Here is a 24,361-nt window from a genome sequence, read left to right as displayed (position 1 = left end):
TCTGAATGACGATGCAAGGCAAGCTGATTTTGATCGTCGAGGACGAGACGCCGGTGCGGGAGATGCTGCGTCTTGCCTTGGGGCGGGCCGATTTACGCGTGGCCGAGGCGGGCTCGGCGCAGGAGGCGCGTCTGCAGATCGCGGATGCCCGACCGGACTTGATTCTGATGGACTGGATGCTGCCAGGGCTCTCCGGCGTTGAGTTCACGCGCGAGCTGAAGAACCAGGTGACGACACGCGACATCCCGATCATCATGGTTACGGCGCGGGCCGAGGAAGAGGACAAGGTGCGCGGCCTGAACATCGGCTGCGACGATTACGTCTCCAAACCGTTTTCCTATCCCGAACTGCTCGCGCGGATCCAGGCAGTCTTGCGCCGGACCACGCCTGGCGGCGAGGACGAGCGGCTGTGCATCAACGGGCTGGAGGTCGATGTCGCCAGCCAGCGGGTCACGGCGCGCGGACAACCGGTGCGTCTTGGTCCCACCGAGTATCGTCTGCTCCATTTCTTCATGAGCCATCCTGACCGGGTTTATACGCGCGAGCAGGTTTTGGACCGCGTCTGGGGGCAGAACGTCTATGTCGAAGAGCGTACAGTGGATGTGCACATCCGCCGCCTGCGTAAGGCGCTGGAACCTTTCGGGTATGATGCAATGATCCAGACCGTACGCGGTTCGGGTTATCGTTTCTCCGACAAGATCTGATCGATGAGCGACCGGCCGCCATCGCCGCCGGTCATCCCGGCTACCCCCACAGATCCCCCGGCGCGCGCGCTCTGGCGCGTAGCGCTCGGCCGGCTGGCGCTTGTTGCCCTGCTCGGCGCAGGTGCGGGCTGGCTGTTTGGCGTGCCGGCGATGGGCTGTAGCCTTGCGTTGGCGCTATACGCAGGGGCGCAGATCCGCAACCTGATCCGCCTCCGCATCTGGCTGCGCCGTCCCAAACACTACGAATTGCCCGAGAGCCGGGGGCTGTGGGGGGAAGTGTTCGATGGCCTTCTCGAACTGCAGCGGAAAAATCGCAAGAAGAAAAAACGGCTGGCCGCCATCGTCGCCGAATTTCAGGCCTCGACCGCCGCCTTGCCGGATGGAGCCGTAGTGCTGGGAGAGCGGGGTGAGATCTCATGGTTCAACAATGCCGCGCGCCGGCTGCTGGGGCTACGCATGCCGCAGGACGTGGGCATTCGTGTCCCCAACCTGATCCGTCATCCGGAGTTCACCGCCTACTTCGAACGGGGTGAGTTCGAACGGGAAGTCGAAGTGCCCTCTCCGGTCAATGCGGCCAAGACGCTGTCGCTGCGCATCATCCCCTACGGACAGAATCAAAAGTTGCTGATCGTCCGGGATATCTCCGAGCGGCAGATGCTCGACGCCGCGCGCCGCGATTTCGTCGCCAACGCTTCGCACGAGTTGCGCACGCCACTGACCGTGCTGCGCGGCTATCTCGACATGATGGAAATGGACGCGCAGGAGCAGGGACCGCTTGCGCCATGGCGTGTGCCGATTGCCGAGATGCGCAACCAGGCGTTGCGTATGGAGGCGCTCGTCAACGACATGCTCAAACTCGCGCGGCTTGAATCGGGCCGCGCACAGATGCGCGAGGAATTACTCGATGTGCCGGCCATGGTTCAGCGCGCCGTCGAGGATGGCCGCCGGCTTTCCGACGGTCAACACCGTTTCGAGGCGGACATTGACACCGGCCTGCTGCTCTACGGCGGCGAGACCGAACTGCACAGCATCTTGACCAACCTGATCACCAACGCCGTGCGCTATACGCCAGCGGGCGGTGCGATCCGGGTGAGTTGGACCGAGGTGCCGGGGCAGGGAGGGCGTCTCTGTGTCGCCGATACTGGGATTGGCATCGCCCAGCAGGACATCCCCCGGTTGACCGAACGTTTTTATCGTGTCGATGTCGGCCGCTCGCGCGCAAGCGGTGGCACAGGTCTTGGGTTGTCGATCGTCAAGCATGCACTGGAAGCATTTGACGGTCGCTTGGACATCGAGAGCGAGGTCGGCGTCGGCAGCACTTTCAGCTGCATTTTTCCGCCGCAACGAATCACGCGCCGATCCTCGAAGCCGGCAGCTGCTACGTCACAGTAAGGCAAGGACCTCCTTCGTCGCTCGCTCTGGCTGGGCGGAGCCGACTTGTCATCGAACCGTCATCGATTCTTCATACGCTGTACACCATCGGCGTCGAAACTGTGTGCCGCCGTCGATCCAACCTGAATCAACGAGGAAAAGTAATGATGAAACTCAAGGCGATTGTCGCTGCGCTGGGGTTGACTGCAGGCCTGACGGCCGGAGCGGTTTCTGCCGCCGTCGATCCCGCGCTGCCCGATTACACTCCCGCACCCGGAATCTCTGGCAACTTCTCCAGCGTCGGCTCCGATACGCTGAACAACCTGATGACGCTGTGGGCCGAGGCGTTCCAGAAGTTCTACCCGAACGTCAACATCCAGATCCAGGGCGCAGGTTCATCGACGGCTCCGCCTGCTCTGACCGAGGGCACGGCCAACTTCGGTCCGATGTCGCGCAAGATGAAGGATCAGGAAATCCAGGCTTTCGAGCAGAAATATGGCTATAAGCCGACCGGCGTCGGTGTGGCCATCGATGCGCTCGCGGTCTTTGTCAACAAGGACAATCCGATCAAGAGCCTGTCGATTCCGCAGGTCGATGCGATCTTCTCGGCCACGCGCAAGTGCGGCGCGCCCAAGGACATCACGCGCTGGGGCGATCTGGGTTTGACCGGCGACTGGGCCAACCGGCCGATCCAGCTATACGGCCGCAACTCGGTGTCCGGCACCTATGGCTACTTCAAAGAACACGCCCTGTGCAAGGGCGACTTCAAAGCTAATGTCAACGAGCAGCCCGGTTCGGCTTCGGTCGTGCAGTCGGTTTCGACCGGCCTCAACTCGATCGGCTACTCCGGGATCGGATACACGACGTCTAGCGTGCGCGCACTGCCCCTGTCGAACAAAGATGGCGAGCCGCCCGTTGAGCCGACACATGAGAATGCTATCAGTGGCAAGTATCCGCTGGCTCGCGTGCTCTACGTCTACGTCAACAAGGCGCCGAACAAGCCGCTGCCGCCGATGGAGCGCGAGTTCTTCAAGATGGTGCTGTCCAAACAAGGGCAGCAGATCGTCGAGAAAGACGGCTACGTGCCGCTGTCCGAGAAGATCGCAGCCAAATACCGAGCAGAACTCGGGATCCAGTGAAGGACGGGCAGTGGGCGCTGTATTTGCGGCCGCGCCACTGGTCAGCCAGGTCTTCATTCCCCCAGCGTTTATCAGATTCATGGGAGTTTTTATGCACAATCTATTCAAATACGCAGCGCTCGCTGTGTTTGCCGGTGCCAGCGCGGTCGCGCATGCCGACACCGCGGAATCCAGAGGCGGTATCACGGTCAAATCGGACGATGGCCGTTTCGAGGCCAAGATCGGCGGGCGCATCCATTTCGATACGTATATCCCGGTGGATGATGACGATGTCGGTGACCTCACCGGCCAGACCAACTTCCGTCGTACGCGACTGATCCTCGACGGCAAAGCCTACGGTTGGGCTTATAAATTTGAGTGTGATTTCACCGGCACCGGAACGGGATGTTTCCGCGAAATGTGGTTGGGCAGCACACTCGGCCCGGTCAACTTCCGCATCGGCCAGGCCAAGCCTTATCGTGGCATGGAAGAGCTGACCAGCTCCAATGAGATCCTGTTCATGGAGCGCCCTTTTGCCACCGCATCCGGAATTTATAGCGGCAATCAATATGCTCAAGGCGTGTTTCTCGACAGTCACGGCGCCAACTGGACCTGGGCTGTGTCGGGTTACAGCCTGCGTAATGAGGAAGCTCCTCCCACCGAGGGTGTCGGGGCGGCGGCGCGTGTGACGTTTGCGCCCGTACTGAACGACGAAACGGTCTTGCACCTGGGTCTTTCGGCGAGCACAGACCGGCCGCAGGGTGAACAGCGCGATGGCAGCGGCAACCCAACCGGTATCTCTGTCCGGGATGCGTCGGGGCGTGCCTTTGGCCGAATCTCCGGTGGCACCCGTATCGCGCGTACGTCTGACGAGCGCACCGGATTGGGCGGAGAACTCGCTTTCCGCACGGGCCCGTTCTACGCACAGGGCGAGTACGCGAAGGTCGATTACAAGAGCGATACCGCCGGCGATGAATCGGTCGATGCCTATTATCTGCAGGCGAGCTGGCTGCTGACCGGCGAGACCAAACCCTATGATGTGAAAAAAGGTGTGTTCAAGAGCCCCAAGCCCAAGGCTGCCAGCGGTGCCTGGGAGCTCAAGGCGCGCTACGACGTGATGGAAGGCGAGACCGCTCCCAACGACAAGATCAGCAACTGGATCGTGGGCATGAACTGGTTCGTCAATCCCAACGTCCGCTTCATGCTCGAGTACCTCTCGGGCAAGATTGAACAAACGACGGATACGGAGACCCAGATCCTCCAGCTTCGCAGTCAGTTCAATTTCTGACGAGCAGCGCTGTTCTTTTTCCCGGCGGTGTCCGCGCACACCGCCGGGCCATTTTCTCAAGGTGCGTGCTGGGCAGTCGCCTGGAGAAAGTGCGGCGGGATAAACTTTCCGCGCTCATCGGACCCACTCATTTCCCATCCATGCACGAGTCTTCCTCTCTTTCTACCGCCAGAAGCTTCGAATCGATCGTTGCCGGCAAAGCACCAGGCGTGCGTGGGCGCTATCTCAAGGACAATCTTGCCCGCTGGGTGGTGGGCATTGGCGGTCTGGGCGTGATCGGTGCACTGCTGCTGATTTTTGTCTACCTGCTCAGCGAGGTCATTCCGCTGTTTGCTCCCCCGAGAGTCGAAGCGCGGCAGACAATCCAGGTACCAGGACCACAGGTTCCGACGGTTTACGTCGCCGCCGAAGAGCAGGGTGAGGTCGGTATGCGTCTCACCGCTGGTGGTGACATCGTCTTTTTCGATCTTCATACCGGTGCCGTACGCAGCATCCAGCAGTTGCCTCAGGCCAATCGCGGCATCGTCGGTGTCACGACACTGTCCGCCGACACCGGCGAGGTGGCCGTGCAATGGACGGATGGCCGGATCAGCATCTTCCGGCACACCTACCGGGTCACCTATCCCGATGATCGGCGCATGATCACGCCGGTCGTCGAGTATCCCTATGGCGAAACACCGCTTGCGTTCATGAACGAACCAGGCCACGCACTCGCCGTGCGCAGCGAGCGCGGCACTCTGTTGATGGCGGGTGCAGCGAGGAGCGGTGAGATCGTGCTCAAGCGATACACGCAAGAGGAATCGCTGTTTGGTGATGTGACCCTGCAGGAAGGTCCACAGAGCCGTTTTCTTCCGGCAGTCAAACCCGACATCCTGCTTCTCGAACCCCTGCTGACCTGGCTCTACGTCATCGACCGGCAGTCCGGCAAGATCGCGTTCTACCGTCTGCTCACCGACGAGGCGCCGGAGTTGGTGGAGGTGTACGCCATCGGCAGCGCCGCGCGCGATGCGCGGTATTTGGCAGGCGGCATCTCGATCATCGTTGCGCAGGCAGACGGCATTGTCTCGCAGTGGTTTCCTGCGCGCCGTCCGGATGGGACAGCGTACCTCGCGCGGGTGCGTACTTTCGCAGCCGATACTGATGGCGCGACCATCACGGCACTGGGTGCCGAGTTGCGCCGGCGCACGTTTGCCGTTGGTGATGAAACCGGTCGCGTGACGCTGTTCTACGCAACCGCCGGCCGCCGGCTAATCACTGAAAAGATGCTCGATGAACCCGTTGCGCACTTGTCATTCAATCCACGCGCAAAATACCTGATGGCTGTAGGCGCCAATGGCACGATTCGTGGGTACGATGTACACAACGAGCACCCGGAGGTTTCTTGGAGCGCACTGTGGGGGCGGGTGTGGTACGAAAGCTATGATGAGCCGCGATTCCTGTGGCAGTCATCTTCGGCCAGCGCGGATTTCGAGCCCAAGTTCAGCCTCACACCGCTTTCGATCGGCACGCTCAAGGGTGCTTTTTATGCAATGATTTTTGCAGTGCCAATCGCGGTCCTGGGTGCCATTTTCACGGCTTATTTCATGTCGCCGGAGATGCGCCAGCTCGTCAAACCGACGGTCGAGATCCTCGCGGCGCTGCCCTCGGTGATTCTGGGTTTTCTCGCTGGGCTGTGGCTTGCACCCTATGTCGAGACCAATCTACCGGGTGTGTTTCTCACCCTGCTGCTGTTGCCGCTGTCGATTCCGTTGTTTGGATACCTGTGGGCGCATTTGCCGCGGAAACTGCGTTATCGCATCCCGCCGGGATGGGAGGCTGCCATTTTGATACCCGTGGTGGTCTTGGTCGTCTGGTTCTGTTTTACGATCGACAAGTCCATCGAGGCGATGCTGTTCGGCGGCAACATGCAGGCGTGGATGGATCAGGAACTAGGAATCCATTACGACCAACGCAACGCACTGGTCGTCGGCATCGCCATGGGCATTGCGGTGATTCCGATCGTTTTCTCCATCGCCGAGGATGCGATCTTCACCGTGCCCAAACATCTCACCTTAGGTTCGCTCGCTTTGGGTGCGACGAGCTGGCAGACCCTCACACGCGTCGTGCTGCCGACGGCCAGCCCCGGCATTTTCTCGGCGATCATGATCGGCATGGGGCGCGCTGTCGGTGAGACGATGATCGTGCTGATGGCCACGGGCAATACACCCGTGACCGATTTCAGTCTGTTCCAGGGCATGCGCACACTGGCGGCGAACATCGCCGTCGAGATGCCTGAATCCGAGGTTGGCAGCACGCATTTCCGTCTGCTGTTCCTCGCTGGCCTGGTACTGTTTGTCTTTACGTTCATCTTCAACACCCTTGCCGAAATCGTGCGCCAGCGGTTGCGGGCACGCTATAGCGCCATCTGAGGCAGTCGAACTCATATGTCCATCACCAACCCAGATGCCCGATCGCTGGTTGCCGATACGAGAGCCAGCGTCGCTAGTTACATCAAGTCCGGACAGCCCTATATCTGGCTCACTGCAGCGGCGATCACTGTCGCGTTCATCATCACCTGTGCGTTGCTGGTGCTCACCGCAGCGCGTGGCCTGCCGCATTTCTGGCCAGCAGGCTTGGTGCAGGCGCGCTACTTACAACCGGGCGCACCTGCAGTCGATGTGCTTGCCGAGATCCGCAGTCGCGAAGAGGTGACGGCAGCGCGTTTGAAGAACGCCGGATTGCCGGTATCAGAAGACCAACCGCTGTACGAGCGTTTGCTGATCAAGGTGGGCAACCGCGACTTGCTGGGGTCTGATTTCCGTTTCGTGCTGTCGGACTGGTTGGTCGAGCGCAGTTATCCGCGCGATGCGGTCGTACTCGAGCGCATGGAGTGGGGTAATTTCCACGGCTTTCTAGAGTCCGTGCGCATCGACGGAAAAGTCGTCGAAGGGGAAGCCGCATGGACTGCGTATCGCGCCGCACAGGGACGTGTCAACGAGTTGCGCGAGCGCATCCGCGACATCGAAAAAGTACAGATCGGCTCTGTCAACTACGAGCTGGAGCGCCTGCGCCTGGCAGAGCGCCGCTTGCAGATCGAGGGCAAAACGCCGCAGTCACATCCGGATGCCTATGCCGAGCTGGCTGCCCGGCGTAAGGAACAGGACGCGCGTTATCAGCAGTTGCGCGAACAGCTCGTCGATCTCAACCGTGAGGCCAACCGCGACACGGTGACGATGCGCACCGTGGACGGCCAACTCATCGAAATGCCCATTTTCAAGCTGGTCGATGGCTATCGCCCCAACGCGATGGGTACGTTTGAGAAGCTGGGCCATTTTTTCGCGAAAGTCTGGAGCTTTGTTTCCGACGAACCGCGCGAAGCCAATACCGAAGGCGGCATCTTTCCTGCAATCTTCGGCACGGTGCTGATGGTACTGATCATGTCGGTCATCGTTACACCGTTTGGCATCCTCGCTGCGCTTTATCTGCGCGAGTACGCTCGACAAGGTCCGCTGACGCAGGCGATCCGGATCGCCGTCAACAATCTGGCGGGTGTGCCTTCCATTGTCTTTGGCATGTTCGGGCTAGGGTTTTTTGTCTATTTCATCGGCGCGGGCATCGATCGCGCGTTCTATCCGGAGGCCTCGCCAGCCCCGGTGTTCGGCACACCGGGCCTTCTGTGGTCATCATTGACGCTCGCACTTCTGACACTGCCTGTTGTGATCGTGGCGACGGAGGAGGGTTTGGCCCGCATCCCGCGTTCGATTCGCGAAGCCTCTCTCGCCCTGGGCGCAACCAAGGCCGAAACGCTGTGGCGGGTCGTGCTGCCGATGGCCTCGCCTGCGATGATGACGGGGCTGATTCTGGCGATCGCGCGAGCCGCCGGCGAGGTCGCGCCGCTGATGCTCGTCGGAGTGGTCAAGCTCGCGCCTTCATTGCCCTTGGACGGAAATTTCCCGTTCATCCATCTCGAACGAAAGTTCATGCATCTGGGCTTTCATATCTACGACGTCGGCTTTCAGTCGCCGAACGTCGAGGCGGCCCGCCCACTGGTCTATGCCACCTCGTTTTTGCTGGTGCTCGTGGTGATCAGCCTCAATGTCACCGCGATCACGATCCGTAACCGGTTGCGCGAGCGCTACAAAGCGCTGGATCATTGATCCGTCGCCAGCCGCGAGACCATACGATGGAAAATCTCAAAATGTCCGGCGTACAGAGCAAAACCCCGCTGACCCACGGCATCGATATCGACTCGCTCAAGCGTGAGCATGCTGGCTTACGCCTGCACGAAGAGACGATCGCCATCGAAGTCGAGGGACTGAATCTCTACTATGGTGACAAGCAGGCGCTGAGAAACATCAGCCTGAAAATTCCGGAGCGGAAGGTAACGGCCTTTATCGGCCCATCCGGCTGCGGCAAATCGACGCTGCTGCGCTGCTTCAACCGCATGAACGATCTCATCGATGGTTGCCGCATCGAAGGCCAGATTCGCCTGCACGGCAAGAACATCTTCGATCGCGATGTCGATGTGGCGATGCTGCGGCGGCGGGTGGGGATGGTGTTCCAGAAACCCAACCCATTCCCGAAATCGATCTATGAAAACGTTGCCTATGGAATGCGTCTGGCGGGCATCAACAAGAAGCGGGAGCTCGACGAAACGGTGGAATGGGCGCTCAAAGGCGCTGCCCTGTGGGATGAGGTAAAAGATCGTCTCGACGAATCCGCCCTAGGACTATCCGGCGGACAGCAACAGCGTCTGGTGATCGCCCGCGCGATTGCGATCCAGCCTGATGTCATCCTCCTTGACGAACCCTGTTCGGCACTCGATCCCATCTCCACGCTCAAGGTCGAGGAACTGATCAACGAGTTGAAGAACCGGTACACGATCGTGATCGTCACCCACAACATGCAGCAGGCGGCACGTGTGTCCGACTATACGGCCTTCATGTACATGGGCGATCTGATCGAGTTTGGCGACACCGACCAATTATTCACGAAGCCGCAACAGAAGCAGACGGAAGATTACATCACGGGTCGCTACGGTTAGTCTTTTTCGATTTCTATTACTGCCATGACCACCCCAGGTTACAAGCAACACATCTCCAGTCAGTTCAACGCCGAGCTCGAAGACGTGCGCCAGCGCGTGCTCGCGATGGGCGGCCTCGTCGAACAGCAAATCGTCGATGCAACACGTGCACTGATGGACGCCGATGCACAGCTCGGTGCAGAAGTCGTCAAGAACGACTACAAGGTCAATGAACTGGAAGTCTTCATCGACGACGAATGTGCGCGCATTCTGGCACGTCGGCAGCCGACGGCCAGCGATCTGCGCCTGGTCTATGCCGTGATCAAGACCATTACCGATCTCGAGCGGATCGGTGACGAGGCCGAAAAAATTGCGCGCATGGCTGTCGACCTGGCTTCGCATGACCGGTTCAGCGACGGCATGCTGGAGGTCCAGCACCTGTCCCGTCATGTCGTGCAGATGGTGCATGACGCGCTCGATGCCTTTGCGCGCATGGACGCCGAGGCCGCGCTGGCTGCCGCGCGTGAGGACCAGGCCATTGACCGTGAGTACGAGGCGTTGTTGCGCCAGTGCATCACGTTCATGATGGAAGATCCACGCAAAATCCGGCGCGTGATGGATATCATCTGGAGCGTGCGGGCGCTCGAGCGGATCGGTGACCACGCCAAAAACATTTCCGAATACGTGATCTATTACGTCAAGGGCAAGGACGTGCGGCACGTCTCGCTCGAGGCGATGGAAAAAGAAGTCAAGGGTGGGTGAAAACGGGCCACGCCAACACATCCAGGCCTGATTTTCAGATGCGCGCAAACCCGGAAGAGCCGCATGAAGGCTGTTTGCGGTGTCGACACACAGCCGGTCTCAATCGGCGTCTGCGATGGTCCAGCGATGACAGGGGCAACCGTCGCGTGGCTCAAACCGTGGGCTGACGTACTATCGCCCCCGCTCCGTTATTTAACATAATATACATTATGAGAAATTATGCCGCGGTCAACGGCCCAATGGCGGCGCGATCATGCGGCACTTCGCATGCAACGCATTGACCCGCAAGATCATGGGGTGTATAAGGCCAGCCTTTGCGCTGGTCTTTCCAGCGAATCGTGAGTGAGAAGCATGACTGCGAAAAAGACGGTGAAGTCTGCAAAGTCAAGGTCGGCTGCAAGCGGTTCGAAAAAACAGGTGGCGGCGAAACCCAAGGCTGCTTCCGGGCTCCTGGGCAAGCTCAAAAACGCCCTGAGCGGTAAAAAGTCGGCGGCTGGCAGCGCCAAGAAATCAGCGGCTCCTTCTGCCTCAGCTAAGACCAAGGTGGCCGCCAAGGCAAAGTCATCTACATCGGAGCGGTCCAGCGGTGCCAAACCAGCTGCCCGAGCGGCCGGGTCGGTTGCAACATCCACAGGCAACTCCAACCGCCCGACGCCATCTCCGACATCCACCCGGGCTGCGGCTTCACCCGCTGCCGCAAGACCGACTCGCACCCTGCCTCCCGGCGCCGTGCTGACCGAAGAAGACATCAAGGCGATGCCGGATGAGGATTATATGAATGATGCGCAACTGGAATTTTTCCGGCGACGCCTGTTGCAGATGCGTCAGGAAGTGCTCCAGCGCGAGATGGACGTCAAAGAACGGCTGCACGAGCGCGAGGTTTTCGCTGACCCGGCCGACCGTGCCACGGCCGAGGAAGAACACTGGCTCGACCTGCGCTTGCGTGAACGCGAGTCATTGCTGCTGCGCAAGATCGATGATGCCCTTCGTCGTATCGAATCAAAGGAATACGGATATTGCGAAAAGACGGGCGATCCGATCGGCATCCCGCGGCTGCTCGCGCGTCCGACGGCGACGGTATGCGTGGACGTCAAAGGTCAGGACGAACGCGTCGAAGCACAGTATCGCGACCGCTGACGCTTCAATTGCCGGATACCAAACGCCCCGTCCTACGGGGCGTTTTCGTTGACTGATCTGGTGCGACCGGCCGGAATCGAACCGGCATGCCTTGCGGCTGCGGATTTTAAGTCCGCTGCGTCTACCTATTTCGCCACGGTCGCAGGTGCGGGAAGATGCAGATGGTAGCCAATTGCCCGCGGCGGTTTCACCCCGGACCGGCCAGTGGCTGGGCCAGAATCCATAACCCACCGACCGTAAACAGCAACATCAGTGCCAGCATCGGCAGCTGACTGATCATGGCTGCACGGACGTTGCCGAATACGCACAACGCTACACGGTGCGCGAGATAGACGCTGATGCCGTGTCCGACAACGATCAGGATGACTTGTACGTGCCAGACAGTGATGGCATCGGGGATGATTGTATGCTGCAACCAATGCGCGGTTCCAAACAGATTCCACCCGCGACCGAAAGGATCGGAAACGAGGCTGATGAGCTTGACCCCCTGCGTCTGGATCAGCGTGTAATAGTGCGTCACGTGATATGCCAGTGCGATCGGTAGCAGCGTCGGAGCAAAACGCAGCGCAAGTTCCTTAGTACCTGCCGGTGGCGCGACGATCAGGCGCTGTAACCAGATGAAGCCCCCATAAATCGCCAGGTAAACGAACGATGAGGCGAACAGCCAGAACGCTCCCCACACGCTGAACAATTCGCGCATTGCCGGAAATGCCGCAAGCGGGTTGCGCCCCACGTACTTCTGAAGGAGTGCATGATACAGATCGACCCAGAACCAACGGTGCCACGCCACTGTCTCGGATAAGCCATCGAATGCAGTCGATGACAGCATGAACAGCAAGAACGCGAGCACACCGAAATCGTCGGCACGACTCTCGACGATGGCTGCGAAGGGTGTTCTGCGGCGTATGCGATACCCACCGTCCGCTAGCGCGATTTCGAACGGAGCAAGAAGAGCGATGAGGCGGAAGAACAATCCGAAGAACTCGCAGTGACGGAACCAGTCACGCAGACCGAACACACCTGCCCCAACGATATTCAGTGCGCTGTAGCCAAGTAGGATCAAGGCCAACGAATATGGCTGAGTTTCGCCGTACAGTTCGATCCAGATGAACCCACCATACAATGCAAATGCCGGCCAATGTCCCCACGATTGCGGGTAGCGAAACAGGCCTTGTCGGTAACGCGGGCATCGTTGGCCGACCGCCGCGCAGAGTGCCTGCCAGGGGTTGACGATCGCATAGAGATTGCCGAGGAGCGCCGTCACGTAGGTCATTCCCAACACAAAGGCGATCCAGAAGAACGTCATGTTGAAGTTCGCGTATGGGTTCGTCGTCCCAAGCAGGCCTGTCGCGATACACAGCGCGAACAGGCCCACACTGAGGATGCGCAGCGGCAAGATCGGGATGGGAAGACCGCTGTGCCGTTCCGTCTCCGCGCGGGAGATGCCGTAGTGCTTCGGGAGTGTGGATCTGGAGAAGTAGCCCGACACGACGAACGAAGCGACCAATGCCGCGACAGAGCCCCACGCATAGAGCCAGAACGGAACCGGCAGATTGAAACTGCTGCCGAAAGAGTGCGCAAAACATGCTGTGGGCAGCAAAATACTTGCCGCGGTTAGGACATTCGGTAACGGGGATGGCCGCATCACGGCGACAAGGGGCAGCGATGTAGTCGGGTTCTTGCTGGTTTTTACTATATACGGGGCGTGTCGACCGTATTACGCTGCTTTTCATGACCGGCCTACGTATGCCGAGCGCTCATGAATGTGGATACTGGAGGAGCCATGTTGCAGCAACTGACTGCAGTACCGATGGTCATTGCGGCTTTAATGCTCGGCGCATGTTCCGGAAATGATGAACGTGACGCCACACGGACCGTCGCCCAGTGCGCCGATGGCAGCGACAACGATGGTGATTCCCTGGTCGATTTCCCTGCCGATCCGGGTTGCGCGAGTGCGTCCGATACCAGCGAGGCCGAGCCACCCCGCCCTCCGGCCTGTGCCGATGGACTGGACAATGACGGTGACGGCAAGACCGATTTCCCGACCGATCCGGGATGCACCGCCGCTGCCGATTCCGACGAAGCCGATCCGATCCCCCCACCCGCCTGTGCCGACGGCCTGGACAATGACGGTGACGGCAAGGCCGACTTTCCAACCGACCCCGGATGTCATGACGCGGCCGATACCGATGAGACTGATCTGCAGGCTGCCAAGCGCACTCGTTATGCATTGAACAACGCCTGCTGGGCAATCAAGGCCAATGGCACCGGCAACTATGTCGTGCGTAACGCTTCGGGCTATGCCGCGACGGCCACAGACATCACGGCAGCGGAACCGTTCTTTCTCAAGCCCACGGCTTTGGGCAAATACGCGCTCTACAACCGCAACCGTCAGCTGATGAGCGTCGGCGATGCTCCGGCGTTGACACATGTAGCCAGTGCAGCCGCGACCGATGATGCCGAGTGGACGGTTCTGGGCGTGGGTGACACGACACCCTACCCGCCGACTCCGACGTTCAATCGCGAGCCCACTGCCGAAGAAGTGGCGCGATACCACAACTTCATCGATCCGGAACTGGAATTTTCTGAATTCACGCTTGGCTCGGACGCACGGCAGGCGAAGCTGGGGGTCGATCCGACGACCGGCGCTTTGGCACTGTCACCGCCCAGTGCGGACCCGAGATACCAGAGCTTCAGCTTCGAACCGACCACCGGCTGTGCAATCTACCCCGAGGCCTCGAGTGATTTTAGCGGCACGCCGTTCCGCGGTACGCAGCCGGATGGTTCTGTGCTCGGCCATGCCGACGTTCACGTACATATCAGTGCCACGACCTTTTTGGGAGGGGCGCACTGGGGTCTGCCTTACCACAAGTTCGGTGTCGAACATGCTCTCGGTAACTGCAGCGCGCAGCACGGTCCCGATGGGGAGCTCGATCTGCTCGGTGGTGTCTATACCCAGGATGTCGATGGCCATGCGACCGACGGCTGGCCAACATTCACTGAATGGCCCAGTCGCGACAACCTCACCCATGAGGCCATCTACTGGAAATGGCTGGAGCGTGCCTGGGCCGGTGGCTTGCGTGTCGTCGTCAACGATCTCGTCGATAACGAAACGCTATGCGAGCTGCAGCGTAATGCAACGGGCGATCCGTTACGCGATTGCAATTCGATGAATACCGCTGGTCAGCAGGTTGGCACGATGTACGGCATGCAAGACTATATCGACGCACAGTATGGCGGACGCGGTAAGGGCTTTTTCCAGATCGTTCACAACGCCGCCGAAGCCCGTGCAGTCATCGAGCAAGGACACATCGCCGTCGTGCTCGGGATCGAGATTTCTGAGCTGTTCAACTGCAAGGTCAACTATAGTCCGCTGCGCACCGAGCGTCCTTTCGAAGAAACCGGCAAGGGTGGTATCGAAAATTCGTACACATGCACGATGGAGGAGGGCAAACCCAATTCCATTCTTACCCAGATGCAGCGGCTGTACGGATGGGGTGTACGTCAGATCATCTCGATCCACGAATTCGACAACGCCTTCGGTGGTAACGGCATTTTCGATGGGATGATCCTCAACCTCGGCAACCGCGAGGATACGGGGGGTATTCCCTCGGGCGATGTCGCATCGCTGGTTGCGCTCTTGAGCGATGGACTCGATCCGGAGCTACTACAGCGGTTTCTCGAAAATCTGCCCGAGAGCGAGACACCCACTGGGGAATGGTGGACGACTTATGACTGCCCCGTCGAAGGCGAGACCCCCGGATTCAGCGGATATCTATGGGGCAATTCGGGCGGCGCGATACAGAACTATTTGTCGCCCCCGCTGTGCACCCCGATGGGTCAGGATGGCCGTTCCGGCGGACCAACGCCGTGCTATCCGGCCGGCGTGCCGCAGTGCAATGCACGCTGGATGACGCCGATCGGTTTGTACACCTACGGCAAGATGATGGAAATGGGCTTCATCCTCGACTGGGATCACATGGAAGTCGGTATGAAGACCCAACTCCTGGAACTCACTGAAGCGCAAACACCGGTCTACCCGCTGGTATCGACCCACGGAACATTCGGCGGGACGACGATCGATCAGGCCACGCGACTATTGCGCAACGGCGGTTTTCTTTACCCGAGCAATGGATCCAGCCGCGGTTTCCGGGCGGACATGGATGAAACTTTACAAATCTATGAGGCGGCAATGGCCGGTCGCGCTCCGTCCGAACGTTTGCTGTTCGGTTTCGGCTATGGCACCGACACGAACGGCCTGTCGGCACAGAGCCGTCCTCGTGGTGGAGACATCGCGGGCAAGGAAGTCGTTTATCCGTTCGTCCTGTTCGAAGGCCCGCCCTTCGATTCGTTGCCAGGCTTTGCAAACGTCGAACCGGTGCGGTTCGACCAGCCGAGCAGCCGTGATGTAGATGGTGTCGTCAGGCGCACTTGGAGCGAGGATCTGGACGGCAATGCTCACTATGGCATGCTCAGCGACTATATCCAGGAGATTCGCCTGGAGGGTCGGCCGGACCATATCCAGCACCTCTACAATTCTGCAGAGGCCTACTTGCAAACCTGGCAGCGCACCGAAGCAGCCAGTGCAGCGATCCGCGCTCATGGCCTGAAAATGCCGGATCGTCCGATTCTTCGCCCCGCACCCCCGGTGGGTGCGTTTGCTCCCTGAGCGGAACATACAAACCTGTCCCATCGGGCAGGTTTGATCGCGCAAGCAGGTGGCGGGTCAGAGAGATGGAGGCTAGGGTCGGAATTGAACCGGCGTACGCGGATTTGCAGTCCGCTGCATAACCACTCTGCCACCTAGCCTCAGTAGACCGTTGGGCGCGATTCTAACAGTCGCCGGTGCGACCGGACGATGGCGCCGCAAGACTAAAAAACCCCGTGGATGACCAGCGGGGTTTGCAAGAAGCTGGAGCGGGAAACGAGGCTCGAACTCGCGACCTCAACCTTGGCAAGGTTGCGCTCTACCAACTGAGCTATTCCCGCGTGAGGCGCGTATTGTAGAGACAGCAGAGACGAAGTCAAGAAACACCAGCTTGCGTCGCGTCTTGCGCCAGCAGCCGCGCCAATTTGTCGGCGGTTGGAGCGAGGATGACGCCGCGCTCGCAGACAATGGCATCGATGAGCGTCGCCGGGGTCACGTCGAACACCGGATTGAATGCCGACGAGCCGGCCGGCGCCACGGCCAAGCCCCGGAATTCGGTGAGTTCGCTGGCGGGCCGCTCTTCGATCGGAATTTCCGATCCGGATGCGCAACGCAGATCGAACGTGCTGCTGGGCGCTGCCACCATGACGCGCACGCCGTGGTGCCGGGCGGCGATGGCGAGTGCATAAGTACCGATTTTGTTCGCGGTATCGCCATTGGCCGCGATGCGGTCGGCGCCGACGATCACCCAGTCGATTTTTTCACGTGCCATCAGATGCGCTGCAGCGCCGTCGGCGATCAGGCGCGACGCAATGCCCTCCTGCTGCAGCTCCCATGCCGTCAGTCGTGCGCCCTGTAGCCAGGGTCGCGTTTCGGTGTGGTAAACCATCGCAATGCGGCTCTGGGCGTGCGCCGTGCGAATGATGCCGAGCGCTGTGCCATGCCCACCGGTTGCCAGCGCGCCGGTGTTGCAGTGGGTCAGCACACGGGCCTGCTCCGGGAGCAGCGCCGCGCCGAGCTCGCCGATCCGCAAGTTCTGCGCCAGATCCTCGTCGTGGATCCGCACGGCCTCGGCTTCCAGGTGCGCCACGTGTTGCGTTTGCTGCCACAGCTTGCGCATGCGCTCCAGCGCCCAGCGCAGGTTGACCGCGGTCGGCCGCGATGCGGCGAGCAGCGCATATGCGCGGTCGAACGCCTCGGGATCGCGTCGCACCGCCAACACCAAACCGTAAGCAGCCGCGATGCCGATCGCCGGCGCACCGCGCACGGCCATCGCATGGATGGCCTCGGCGACTTCTTCCGCGCGGGTGCATTCGAGCCAGCACACGGCATGCGGAAGGCTGCGCTGGTCGAGCAGACGCAGGCGTCCATCTTTCCACACGATGGGTTGCACGGATGACATGGAAAGCCTCGGCTAGAATGGCCGCGCCATTCTACTGATCCGGATTTGTCATGCTGCCCGTCGATCTGCTGGTCGCGCCACGCTGGCTGGTGCCGATCGAGCCTGCCGGTGCCGTGCTCGAGCATCACGCCCTGATCGTCGATGCCGGCCGCATCGTCGCCTGTGCGCCGCTCGACATGGCCTTATCCCAGTATCAGCCGCGCCAACGGCTCGATCTGCCTCACCATGCCGTGCTGCCCGGCTTCGTCAATGCGCACACCCACGCGGCGATGAGTCTTTTGCGCGGTATCGCCGACGATTTGCCCCTGATGGACTGGCTGCGCGACCACATCTGGCCGGCCGAGGGTGCGCACGTGAGTCCGCCGTTCTGCGCCGACGGCGTGCGTCTGGCTTTCGCCGAGATGATCCGCAGCGGCACGACCTGCGTGAACGACATGTATTTTTTCCCGGACACAACCGCCCGTGTCGCGGTCGAGGTCGGACTGCGGGTCACCGTCGGTCTGATCGCACTCGATTTCCCCACGGCCTGGGCGCGCGATGCAGACGAATATCTCCACAAGGGGCTTGAGCTGCACGACGCCTTCAAGCACACGCCGCTGGTGCGTACGATTTTTGCACCGCATGCGCCGTACACGGTCTCCGATGCCCCTTTGCTGAAGATCCGCAAATACGCCAACGAACTGGGCATCGGCATCCACATGCATGTACATGAGACCGCGGGTGAGGTGGCGATGGCCGTCGAGGCCACCGGCAAACGGCCCTGGCAGCGCCTGCGCGATCTGGAACTGCTCGGCCCCGACTTCATCGCCGTACACATGACCCAGCTCAGCGACGAGGAAATCGCGCAGGCCGCGGAGTACGGCGTGCATGTCGTGCACTGTCCCGAATCGAACCTCAAGCTCGCCAGCGGTTTCGCTCCGGTCGGCCGACTGCTCAAAGCGGGCGTCAACGTCGCGCTCGGTACCGACGGGGCTGCCAGCAATAACGATCTTGATCTGCTCGGCGAAATGCGCAGCGCCGCGCTGCTGGCCAAGGCCGTTGCCGGAGATCCGCAGACCTTGCCGGCAGCACGGGCGTTGCAAATGGCGACACTCGATGGCGCGCGCGCGCTCGGGCTCGAGCATGAAATCGGCTCGCTCACCGCCGGCAAGTCGGCCGATTTCATCGCGATCGATTTGAGCGCGGCACCGACGCAGCCGGTTTACAACGTCCTGTCGCAGCTGGTGTATGCCGCAAGCCGTGAACAGGTCACCGATGTCTGGGTGGCCGGGCGCGCGCTGATGCGCGATCGCATGCTGCTGACACTCGACGAAACCGCCGCACTGAGTCGTGCGGCTGAATGGCGGCAGAAGATCAAGCCATGACCTCCTCGAACGTCGATCCGAGCGAAATCGCCAAATTCGACCGGCTGGCCGCGCACTGGTGGGATCCGCAGGGGCCAATGGGCGCATTGCATGCGGTCAACCCTCCCCGCGTGCGTTACGTCGCGACTTGTGCGGGCGGACTCAAGGGCAAGCGCGTCCTCGATGTCGGCTGCGGGGGCGGTTTGTTGAGCGAGGCCCTGGTTGCCGAGGGCGCCCAGGTTCTGGGTATCGATCTTGCCCATGACGCATTGGAGGTCGCGCGTCAGCATGCGCAAAAGACTGGCTGTGCAGCAGAGTATCGTCTGATCTCCGCCGAGGCCCTCGCATCGGAACAGCCTGCGACCTTCGACGTCGTCTGCTGCATGGAGATGCTCGAGCACGTGCCTGCCCCCCGCTCCGTCGTCGCGGCGTGTGCGCAACTGGTGCGCCCCGGAGGCACGGTCGTGTTCTCCACGATCAACCGCAATCCCAAGTCGTTCGCGATGATGATTCTGGGGGCGGAGTATCTGCTCAACATCGTGCCGCGCGGGACTCATCAATATGAAAAATTCATCCGCCCCTCGGAGCTCGATGCCTGGGCCCGTGCCGCCGGTCTCGAGGTGCGCGGAATCAAGGGTCTGCGCTACAACCCCCTGCTGCGCGCGGCGAGCCTCGCCGACGACGTCGATGTCAATTACTTGATGTACTGCGCCAAGCCCGATACCGGGATCTCTGCCCCATGATCGTCGCGGATACGATGCGCGCGCTGCTGTTCGATCTCGACGGCACGCTGGTCGATACCGCCCCCGATCTTGGTGCGGCGGCCAACCACGTGCGGAGCTGTATCGGCCTTCCGCCACTGCCGATTGAAGCCTACCGGCCGGTGGCCTCTGCCGGCGCACGCGGCCTGCTGGCGCGGGCTTTGGCGATCACCCCGGAGCATCCGGAATTCGATGCGCGGCGCGAATGTTTCTTGACGTACTATCGCGCGCATATCGCCGAACATTCACGGCCCTTCGATGGTATCCCCACCCTGCTTGAGCGATGCAGAGTGGAAGGCCTGCGCTGGGGTGTGGTCACCAACAAACCTGGTTGGCTCACGCGCCCGCTGCTCGAGGCACTCGGACTTGCGGCCTTTGCCGCCTGCATCGTCAGTGCCGATGAGGTCTCGTGTCCCAAGCCAGCGCCAGACAGCTTGCTGCGCGCCTGCACCCTGCTGGACTTGTCACCCCGCGACTGTGTCTATGTCGGAGACGACCGGCGCGACATCATTGCCGGCGTTGCCGCCGGCATGCCGACCGTCGCTGCAGCCTGGGGTTATCTGGGAGAGAATGCGCCCATCGAAACCTGGGGTGCGGATCTGGTCGCGCAGAGCCCACACGCCTTGCAGCATCATCTGTTCGGACATTGATCGACGCGCACTTGCGCTGACCTGCCATGGCTGCCATCCCTCCTGCTGACTATGTTCCGTCCCCGCAGCTCCTTGCAGGGCGTCATATCCTCATCACCGGTGCCGGCGACGGCCTCGGCCGGGCGGCGGCGCTGGCCTGCGCGGCGCACGGCGCAACAGTGATCCTGCTAGGGCGAACGGTACGCAAACTCGAAGCGGTTTACGACGAGATCGAGCGCGCTGGGTATCCGCAACCGGCGATCTACCCGCTACACCTGGGCGGCGCCAGCTGGAAAGACTATGCCGACCTCGCCGATGCGATCGAACGCGAATTCGGGCGTCTCGATGGACTGCTGCACTGCGCGGCGCATTTCAAGGCCTTCATGCCGATGACCGACATCGATCCCCAGGAATGGATCGAAACCCTGCAGGTCAATCTCACGGCGCCGTTTGCCCTGACCCGGCAACTCCTGCCCTTGCTGCAAGCATCCGCAGATGCGGCCGTGGTCTTCGTCGCGGACCGCCACGGCCGCAAGGCCCATGCCTATGACGGGATCTATGGCATTTCCAAGGCGGCCGTCGAACAAATGATGCGCATCTGGGCACAGGAACTGGATAGCCACCCGCAGCTGCGGTTGAACAGCTTCGATCCCGGTCCGTTGCGCACCGCGCTGCGCCTGAAGGGCTATCCCGGCGAAAAGCCGACGCAGGTTCCGCCGCCCGAAACCGCAGTCCCGGCGCTGCTATGGCTACTCGGCCCGGACAGCCGGGGCATCAGCGGTCGCGCGTTCTAGCCCGCGCTTTTCCGCGCATGGATTCCCGGGTCGATCGGAGACTGCGTGGACGCGACCGTCCGGCGCTTGCCGGCGGTGGCGCTTCTTCCTCAAGGCCGACTGCGGACAGCAACGCCTGCAGCTCTGCCGGCGTGGCCTCGCGGTAACTGCCCGATTTGATGCCGCGCCCGAGTTCGATGGGGCCGTAACGAATGCGGATCAGACGGCTGACTTCCAGCCCCTGCGATTCGATCAGACGCCGCACCTCGCGGTTGCGCCCTTCCCGCAGACGCACGATGAACCACTGGTTGGACGCCGTACCGGCCTCATGCTCGGCCGGGCGCATCGATTCGAACCGGGCCAGGCCATCCTCCAGTTCGACCCCACGTGTCAGGCGCTGGACGATTTCATCATCGATGGGCCCGTGCACGCGCACGGCATACTCGCGCGGGATCTCGAAGCTCGGATGCGCAAGGCGTCTTGCGAGTTCGCCATTGTTGGTGAGCAGCAGCAGACCCGAGGTGTTGATATCGAGTCGGCCAACGGCGATCCAGCGGCCATGTTCGAGTTTGGGCAGCTTGCGGAATACCGTACGCCGACCTTGCGGATCATCGCGGGTGACGACTTCGCCGACGCGCTTTTTGTACAGCAGCACGCGGGTGGCAGGCGGCTTGCGTGTCAGTGCAACCAGGCGCCCATCGACGCGGACATGATCGTCGTGATCGATTTTTTGGCCGATTTCCGCTGGCCGGCCATTGACCAGGATGCGACCTTCGGCGATCAGGCGCTCGATTTCGCGGCGCGAGGCCACACCTGCAGCGGCGAGCAGCTTCTGGATGCGCTCGGGCACGTCATCGACTCCGGTCAGTGCACCGTCGGTGGCGGATCAGCCGGGCTCATCGCATCCGGATCGGGCGTTTGAATTGCCTCCGAGGGTGCGTCGGCGATGTGTGGAATCTCGTGTAACTGTTCACCCAGGCGCTGCAATGCCGCTTCGAGCTGCTGCGGATCCTTGATTTCGGGCAGGCTGGGCAGATCGTCGAGCGATTTCAAGCCGAGGTCGTCGAGCAATTGTTGTGTCGTGCCGAACAGCGATGGCCGGCCCGGGACCTCCTTGACGCCAACCTCCCGGATCCAGTTGCGTTCAAGCAGCGTGCGGATGATGTTCGGAGACAGCGCAACGCCGCGGATTTCCTCGATCTCCCCGCGGGTGATCGGCTGGCGGTAGCAAATCAGCGCCAGCGTCTCCAGCAGGGCGCGTGACAGCCGTGGCGGTTTTTCCTGCCAGAGTTTACTGACCCATTCGGCATATTCCTGCCGGACCTGGATGCGGAAACCGCTGGCGACTTCGCATAATTCGGCCGCACGGCCGGCGAGCGCGGCATCGAGCCGCGCCAGTGCCGCACGCAGATCCTTTTTCCCGACTCCGAGCTCATTGCCGAGCAGCCGGTGCAACTGTTCGATGGACAAGGGTTGGTCGGATGCGAGCAGCAAGGCCTCGAGCACACGCTCGAGCACCTGACTTTGCGCATCATCCGGTGCGGGCTCGTTTGTATCGTCGATCACAGTCGGATCACTCATCGACGGATTCCGGTTCAGGTTCTTGATAGTGGACCGGCGGAGCCAGCAGCATCGGCGCAAAGGGCGCATCCTGCTGCACGTCGAGCATTCCCGACTTGGCCAGCTCCAGGACGGCGAGAAAACAGACCACGACGCCGATGCGACCTTCCGCGGGATCGATGAGTTCGGCAAAGCGGGCGGGACCCTGGCGCAGGCGCGTCAGGATGCGCGACATGCGCTCGCGTACGCTCAGAGGCTCGCGCGAGATTTCGTGGTGTTTGAACAGGGCGCTGCGTTCCATGGCATCGCGGAAGGCGAGCAGCAGGTCGCGCAGTGTCGGCACCGGCAATCGCGCCGATTGCGGAATCACCTCCGGGCGTGCCTGCGCAACGAAAATGTCGCGGCCGACGCGCGGCAGTTTCTCCAAATTCTCTGCCGCGGTTTTGAAACGCTCGTATTCCTGGAGCCGGCGCACCAGCTCCATGCGCGGATCGCCCTGCTCTACGGCATCATCCGGCGGCGGGCGCGGCAGCAGAATGCTGGACTTGATCTCGGCGAGCAGGGCCGCCATGACCAGGTATTCTGCCGCGAGCTCGAGCTTGAGTTCGCGCATCAACTCGATGTACTGAATGTACTGCTGCGTGATCTTGAAGACCGGGATGTCGAGGATGTTGAGGTTCTGCCGACGGATCAGATACAGCAGCAGATCCAGCGGGCCCTCGAAAGCGTCAAGAAAAACTTCGAGCGCATCCGGCGGGATGTAGAGATCCTCAGGCAGCTTTTCGAGCGGCTGTCCGTGGACCTTGGGCACCCCCGTGGCCGTAGGTATGGGGCTGACGGTGTCGTTCATTCGGGGATGAAGCCCAGTACGTCGTGAACCTTGTGCAAGGTGGCGTCGGCACGTGCACGCGCTTTCTCGGCGCCGGCGCGCAGCACGCGACGCAGACCCTCGGTGTCTTCACGGATCTCGCGGTAGCGCGCCTGGACCGGTTTGAGCTGTTCGACGACGGCTTCGGCGGTCGTCTGTTTGAGCTTGCCGTAACCCTGGCCGTCGAATTCATCGACGATGGATTCGAAGGAACGGCCCGTCGTCGCGGCGAGAATCGCCATCAGATTGGAGACACCGGGTTTTTCGTCCGGCGCGTAGCGCACCTCGTTGCCGAGGTCGGTGACGGCGCGCCGGATTTTGCGCACGATCACGTCCGGCTCGTCGAGCAGATAAACGGCGTTGGTGGGCGCATCCTCCGACTTGGACATTTTCTTCGTCGGATCTTGCAGACCCATGATGCGCGCACCGACCGGCGGAATCATCGGTTCGGGGACGACGAACACCGGTGCATCTGCTGTGCCATAGAGATTGTTGAACCGGATGGCGATGTCGCGCGTCAGTTCCAGATGCTGTTTCTGGTCCTCGCCCACGGGCACTGCATTGGCCTGATACAACAGGATGTCCGCGGCCATCAACACGGGATAGTCGAACAGGCCGGCGTTGATGTTATCGGCATGTCGGGCCGACTTGTCCTTGAATTGTGTCATGCGGCTGAGCTCACCGAACTGGGTATAGCAGTTCAGGATCCAGGCGAGCCGCGCATGTGCCGGCACATGCGACTGCACGAACAGCACGTTGTGGGCGGGATCGAGTCCGCAGGCGATGTAGAGCGCCAGGAATTCGTAGCAACGCTCACGCAGTACCACCGGGTCCTGCCGCACGGTGATCGCGTGCAGATCGACCAGCATGTAGTAGCAGTCATAGCGTTCGTGCAGATGCACCCAGTTCTTCAGCGCGCCGAGGTAATTACCCAGCGTCAGGCGGCCGGAGGGCTGGATCCCAGAGAGAACGACGGGCTTGCGTGGAACAGTCAC

At 61.2% G+C, this 24,361-nt stretch carries 20 protein-coding genes and 3 tRNA genes; 14 read left to right on the top strand and 9 right to left on the bottom strand.

What is annotated here, in order from left to right; translation table 11 throughout:
• The first annotated feature begins 11 nt into the window (after nucleotides 1-11).
• From phoB to dksA, 9 genes are all read left to right on the top strand, one after another.
• Complete coding sequence (gene phoB / locus BMZ48_RS03290) at nucleotides 12-704, top strand: phosphate regulon transcriptional regulator PhoB (protein WP_200769502.1); 693 nt, start codon at nucleotides 12-14, stop codon at nucleotides 702-704.
• 3 nt (nucleotides 705-707) lie between these two features.
• Nucleotides 708-2,096 (top strand): phosphate regulon sensor histidine kinase PhoR, encoded by a 1,389-nt coding sequence (gene phoR / locus BMZ48_RS03285; RefSeq protein ID WP_091531784.1) that lies wholly within the window; start codon nucleotides 708-710, stop codon nucleotides 2,094-2,096.
• A 146-nt stretch (nucleotides 2,097-2,242) separates the two neighbouring features.
• Nucleotides 2,243-3,214 carry a PstS family phosphate ABC transporter substrate-binding protein gene (locus tag BMZ48_RS03280; protein WP_091531780.1) on the top strand — a complete coding sequence of 324 codons (972 nt, stop codon included), beginning with the start codon at nucleotides 2,243-2,245 and terminating at the stop codon, nucleotides 3,212-3,214.
• 10 nt (nucleotides 3,215-3,224) lie between these two features.
• Nucleotides 3,225-4,481, top strand: a complete 1,257-nt coding sequence (locus BMZ48_RS03275; RefSeq protein WP_143383606.1) for an OprO/OprP family phosphate-selective porin — start codon at nucleotides 3,225-3,227, stop codon at nucleotides 4,479-4,481.
• Nucleotides 4,482-4,621: 140 nt separating this feature from the next.
• Entirely contained in the window at nucleotides 4,622-6,889 is a 2,268-nt protein-coding gene (locus BMZ48_RS03270) for an ABC transporter permease subunit (RefSeq protein ID WP_091531773.1), read from the top strand.
• Nucleotides 6,890-6,904: 15 nt separating this feature from the next.
• The gene (pstA, locus tag BMZ48_RS03265; protein ID WP_091531769.1) at nucleotides 6,905-8,617 is read left to right on the top strand and encodes a phosphate ABC transporter permease PstA; all 1,713 of its coding nucleotides are present in this window, start codon (nucleotides 6,905-6,907) and stop codon (nucleotides 8,615-8,617) included.
• Between the two features lie 41 nt (nucleotides 8,618-8,658).
• Nucleotides 8,659-9,504 (top strand): phosphate ABC transporter ATP-binding protein PstB, encoded by an 846-nt coding sequence (pstB, locus tag BMZ48_RS03260; protein ID WP_091531932.1) that lies wholly within the window; start codon nucleotides 8,659-8,661, stop codon nucleotides 9,502-9,504.
• Nucleotides 9,505-9,528: 24 nt separating this feature from the next.
• On the top strand, nucleotides 9,529-10,245 hold the full coding sequence (gene phoU / locus BMZ48_RS03255; RefSeq protein WP_091531765.1) for a phosphate signaling complex protein PhoU: 717 nt from the start codon (nucleotides 9,529-9,531) through the stop codon (nucleotides 10,243-10,245).
• Between the two features lie 351 nt (nucleotides 10,246-10,596).
• Complete coding sequence (gene dksA / locus BMZ48_RS13140) at nucleotides 10,597-11,382, top strand: RNA polymerase-binding protein DksA (protein ID WP_234981498.1); 786 nt, start codon at nucleotides 10,597-10,599, stop codon at nucleotides 11,380-11,382.
• Between the two features lie 58 nt (nucleotides 11,383-11,440).
• On the opposite strand, the gene BMZ48_RS03240 is transcribed toward dksA, so the two are convergent.
• Both BMZ48_RS03240 and BMZ48_RS03235 read right to left on the bottom strand, forming a co-directional pair.
• A tRNA-Leu gene (locus BMZ48_RS03240) sits at nucleotides 11,441-11,525 on the bottom strand.
• Between the two features lie 44 nt (nucleotides 11,526-11,569).
• Nucleotides 11,570-12,982, bottom strand: coding sequence for a hypothetical protein (locus tag BMZ48_RS03235; RefSeq protein WP_091531756.1), 1,413 nt, complete (start codon nucleotides 12,980-12,982; stop codon nucleotides 11,570-11,572).
• 183 nt (nucleotides 12,983-13,165) lie between these two features.
• On the opposite strand from BMZ48_RS03235, the gene BMZ48_RS03230 reads away from it, so the two are divergent.
• On the top strand, nucleotides 13,166-16,051 hold the full coding sequence (locus BMZ48_RS03230; RefSeq protein ID WP_143383605.1) for a hypothetical protein: 2,886 nt from the start codon (nucleotides 13,166-13,168) through the stop codon (nucleotides 16,049-16,051).
• Between the two features lie 66 nt (nucleotides 16,052-16,117).
• On the opposite strand, the gene BMZ48_RS03225 is transcribed toward BMZ48_RS03230, so the two are convergent.
• The 3 genes from BMZ48_RS03225 to mtnA form a co-directional block, all read right to left on the bottom strand.
• A tRNA-Cys gene (locus tag BMZ48_RS03225) sits at nucleotides 16,118-16,191 on the bottom strand.
• A gap of 104 nt (nucleotides 16,192-16,295) precedes the next feature.
• Nucleotides 16,296-16,371, bottom strand: a tRNA-Gly gene (locus BMZ48_RS03220).
• 35 nt (nucleotides 16,372-16,406) lie between these two features.
• Nucleotides 16,407-17,432: an S-methyl-5-thioribose-1-phosphate isomerase gene (gene mtnA, locus BMZ48_RS03215; RefSeq protein WP_091531749.1), complete on the bottom strand. Its 1,026-nt coding sequence runs from the start codon at nucleotides 17,430-17,432 to the stop codon at nucleotides 16,407-16,409.
• A gap of 50 nt (nucleotides 17,433-17,482) precedes the next feature.
• Here mtnA and BMZ48_RS03210 point away from each other — a divergent pair, with 50 nt between their 5' ends.
• Genes BMZ48_RS03210 through BMZ48_RS03195 form a run of 4 tightly spaced genes read left to right on the top strand, consistent with a single transcriptional unit; the run spans nucleotide 17,483 to nucleotide 20,959 of the window.
• Complete coding sequence (locus BMZ48_RS03210) at nucleotides 17,483-18,796, top strand: TRZ/ATZ family hydrolase (protein ID WP_091531746.1); 1,314 nt, start codon at nucleotides 17,483-17,485, stop codon at nucleotides 18,794-18,796.
• A complete protein-coding gene (gene ubiG, locus BMZ48_RS03205; RefSeq protein WP_200769486.1) occupies nucleotides 18,793-19,518 on the top strand; it encodes a bifunctional 2-polyprenyl-6-hydroxyphenol methylase/3-demethylubiquinol 3-O-methyltransferase UbiG in 726 nt (241 codons plus the stop codon). Before BMZ48_RS03210 ends, ubiG begins: the two co-directional genes overlap by 4 nt.
• Nucleotides 19,515-20,186 carry a phosphoglycolate phosphatase gene (gene gph, locus BMZ48_RS03200; protein ID WP_091531734.1) on the top strand — a complete coding sequence of 224 codons (672 nt, stop codon included), beginning with the start codon at nucleotides 19,515-19,517 and terminating at the stop codon, nucleotides 20,184-20,186. The genes ubiG and gph overlap by 4 nt, the downstream gene beginning before the upstream one ends.
• A 26-nt stretch (nucleotides 20,187-20,212) precedes the next feature.
• Entirely contained in the window at nucleotides 20,213-20,959 is a 747-nt protein-coding gene (locus tag BMZ48_RS03195; RefSeq protein WP_091531730.1) for an SDR family NAD(P)-dependent oxidoreductase, read from the top strand.
• Here BMZ48_RS03195 and BMZ48_RS03190 read toward each other — a convergent pair.
• The 4 genes from BMZ48_RS03190 to trpS are packed head-to-tail and all read right to left on the bottom strand — an operon-like array spanning nucleotide 20,940 to nucleotide 24,361.
• Nucleotides 20,940-21,788 carry a pseudouridine synthase gene (locus BMZ48_RS03190; protein ID WP_091531726.1) on the bottom strand — a complete coding sequence of 283 codons (849 nt, stop codon included), beginning with the start codon at nucleotides 21,786-21,788 and terminating at the stop codon, nucleotides 20,940-20,942. The two genes, BMZ48_RS03195 and BMZ48_RS03190, sit on opposite strands and share 20 nt — an antisense overlap.
• Before the next feature lie 14 nt (nucleotides 21,789-21,802).
• On the bottom strand, nucleotides 21,803-22,519 hold the full coding sequence (gene scpB / locus BMZ48_RS03185; protein WP_091531723.1) for an SMC-Scp complex subunit ScpB: 717 nt from the start codon (nucleotides 22,517-22,519) through the stop codon (nucleotides 21,803-21,805).
• Nucleotides 22,512-23,348: a segregation and condensation protein A gene (locus BMZ48_RS03180; RefSeq protein ID WP_091531720.1), complete on the bottom strand. Its 837-nt coding sequence runs from the start codon at nucleotides 23,346-23,348 to the stop codon at nucleotides 22,512-22,514. The genes scpB and BMZ48_RS03180 overlap by 8 nt, the downstream gene beginning before the upstream one ends.
• Nucleotides 23,345-24,361, bottom strand: coding sequence for a tryptophan--tRNA ligase (gene trpS, locus BMZ48_RS03175; protein ID WP_091531716.1), 1,017 nt, complete (start codon nucleotides 24,359-24,361; stop codon nucleotides 23,345-23,347). The genes BMZ48_RS03180 and trpS overlap by 4 nt, the downstream gene beginning before the upstream one ends.

It is taken from the genome of Fontimonas thermophila, from assembly GCF_900113085.1.
GTDB classification, from domain to species: Bacteria; Pseudomonadota; Gammaproteobacteria; order Nevskiales; family Nevskiaceae; genus Solimonas; species Solimonas thermophila.
The sequence above is the reverse complement of the archived record's forward strand: the minus strand, read 5'-3'. Positions and strand labels throughout refer to the sequence as shown.

What these genes read in the sequence shown, in the direction of transcription:
- phoB (WP_200769502.1), top strand. Translation starts at nt 12, where the DNA reads ATGCAAGGCAAGCTGATTTTGATCGTCGAGGACGAGACGCCGGTGCGG.
- phoR (WP_091531784.1), top strand. Translation starts at nt 708, where the DNA reads ATGAGCGACCGGCCGCCATCGCCGCCGGTCATCCCGGCTACCCCCACA.
- BMZ48_RS03280 (WP_091531780.1), top strand. Translation starts at nt 2,243, where the DNA reads ATGAAACTCAAGGCGATTGTCGCTGCGCTGGGGTTGACTGCAGGCCTG.
- BMZ48_RS03270 (WP_091531773.1), top strand. Translation starts at nt 4,622, where the DNA reads ATGCACGAGTCTTCCTCTCTTTCTACCGCCAGAAGCTTCGAATCGATC.
- pstA (WP_091531769.1), top strand. Translation starts at nt 6,905, where the DNA reads ATGTCCATCACCAACCCAGATGCCCGATCGCTGGTTGCCGATACGAGA.
- pstB (WP_091531932.1), top strand. Translation starts at nt 8,659, where the DNA reads ATGTCCGGCGTACAGAGCAAAACCCCGCTGACCCACGGCATCGATATC.
- phoU (WP_091531765.1), top strand. Translation starts at nt 9,529, where the DNA reads ATGACCACCCCAGGTTACAAGCAACACATCTCCAGTCAGTTCAACGCC.
- dksA (WP_234981498.1), top strand. Translation starts at nt 10,597, where the DNA reads ATGACTGCGAAAAAGACGGTGAAGTCTGCAAAGTCAAGGTCGGCTGCA.
- BMZ48_RS03230 (WP_143383605.1), top strand. Translation starts at nt 13,166, where the DNA reads ATGTTGCAGCAACTGACTGCAGTACCGATGGTCATTGCGGCTTTAATG.
- mtnA (WP_091531749.1), bottom strand. Translation starts at nt 17,432, where the DNA reads ATGTCATCCGTGCAACCCATCGTGTGGAAAGATGGACGCCTGCGTCTG.
- BMZ48_RS03210 (WP_091531746.1), top strand. Translation starts at nt 17,483, where the DNA reads ATGCTGCCCGTCGATCTGCTGGTCGCGCCACGCTGGCTGGTGCCGATC.
- ubiG (WP_200769486.1), top strand. Translation starts at nt 18,793, where the DNA reads ATGACCTCCTCGAACGTCGATCCGAGCGAAATCGCCAAATTCGACCGG.
- gph (WP_091531734.1), top strand. Translation starts at nt 19,515, where the DNA reads ATGATCGTCGCGGATACGATGCGCGCGCTGCTGTTCGATCTCGACGGC.
- BMZ48_RS03195 (WP_091531730.1), top strand. Translation starts at nt 20,213, where the DNA reads ATGGCTGCCATCCCTCCTGCTGACTATGTTCCGTCCCCGCAGCTCCTT.
- scpB (WP_091531723.1), bottom strand. Translation starts at nt 22,519, where the DNA reads ATGAGTGATCCGACTGTGATCGACGATACAAACGAGCCCGCACCGGAT.
- BMZ48_RS03180 (WP_091531720.1), bottom strand. Translation starts at nt 23,348, where the DNA reads ATGAACGACACCGTCAGCCCCATACCTACGGCCACGGGGGTGCCCAAG.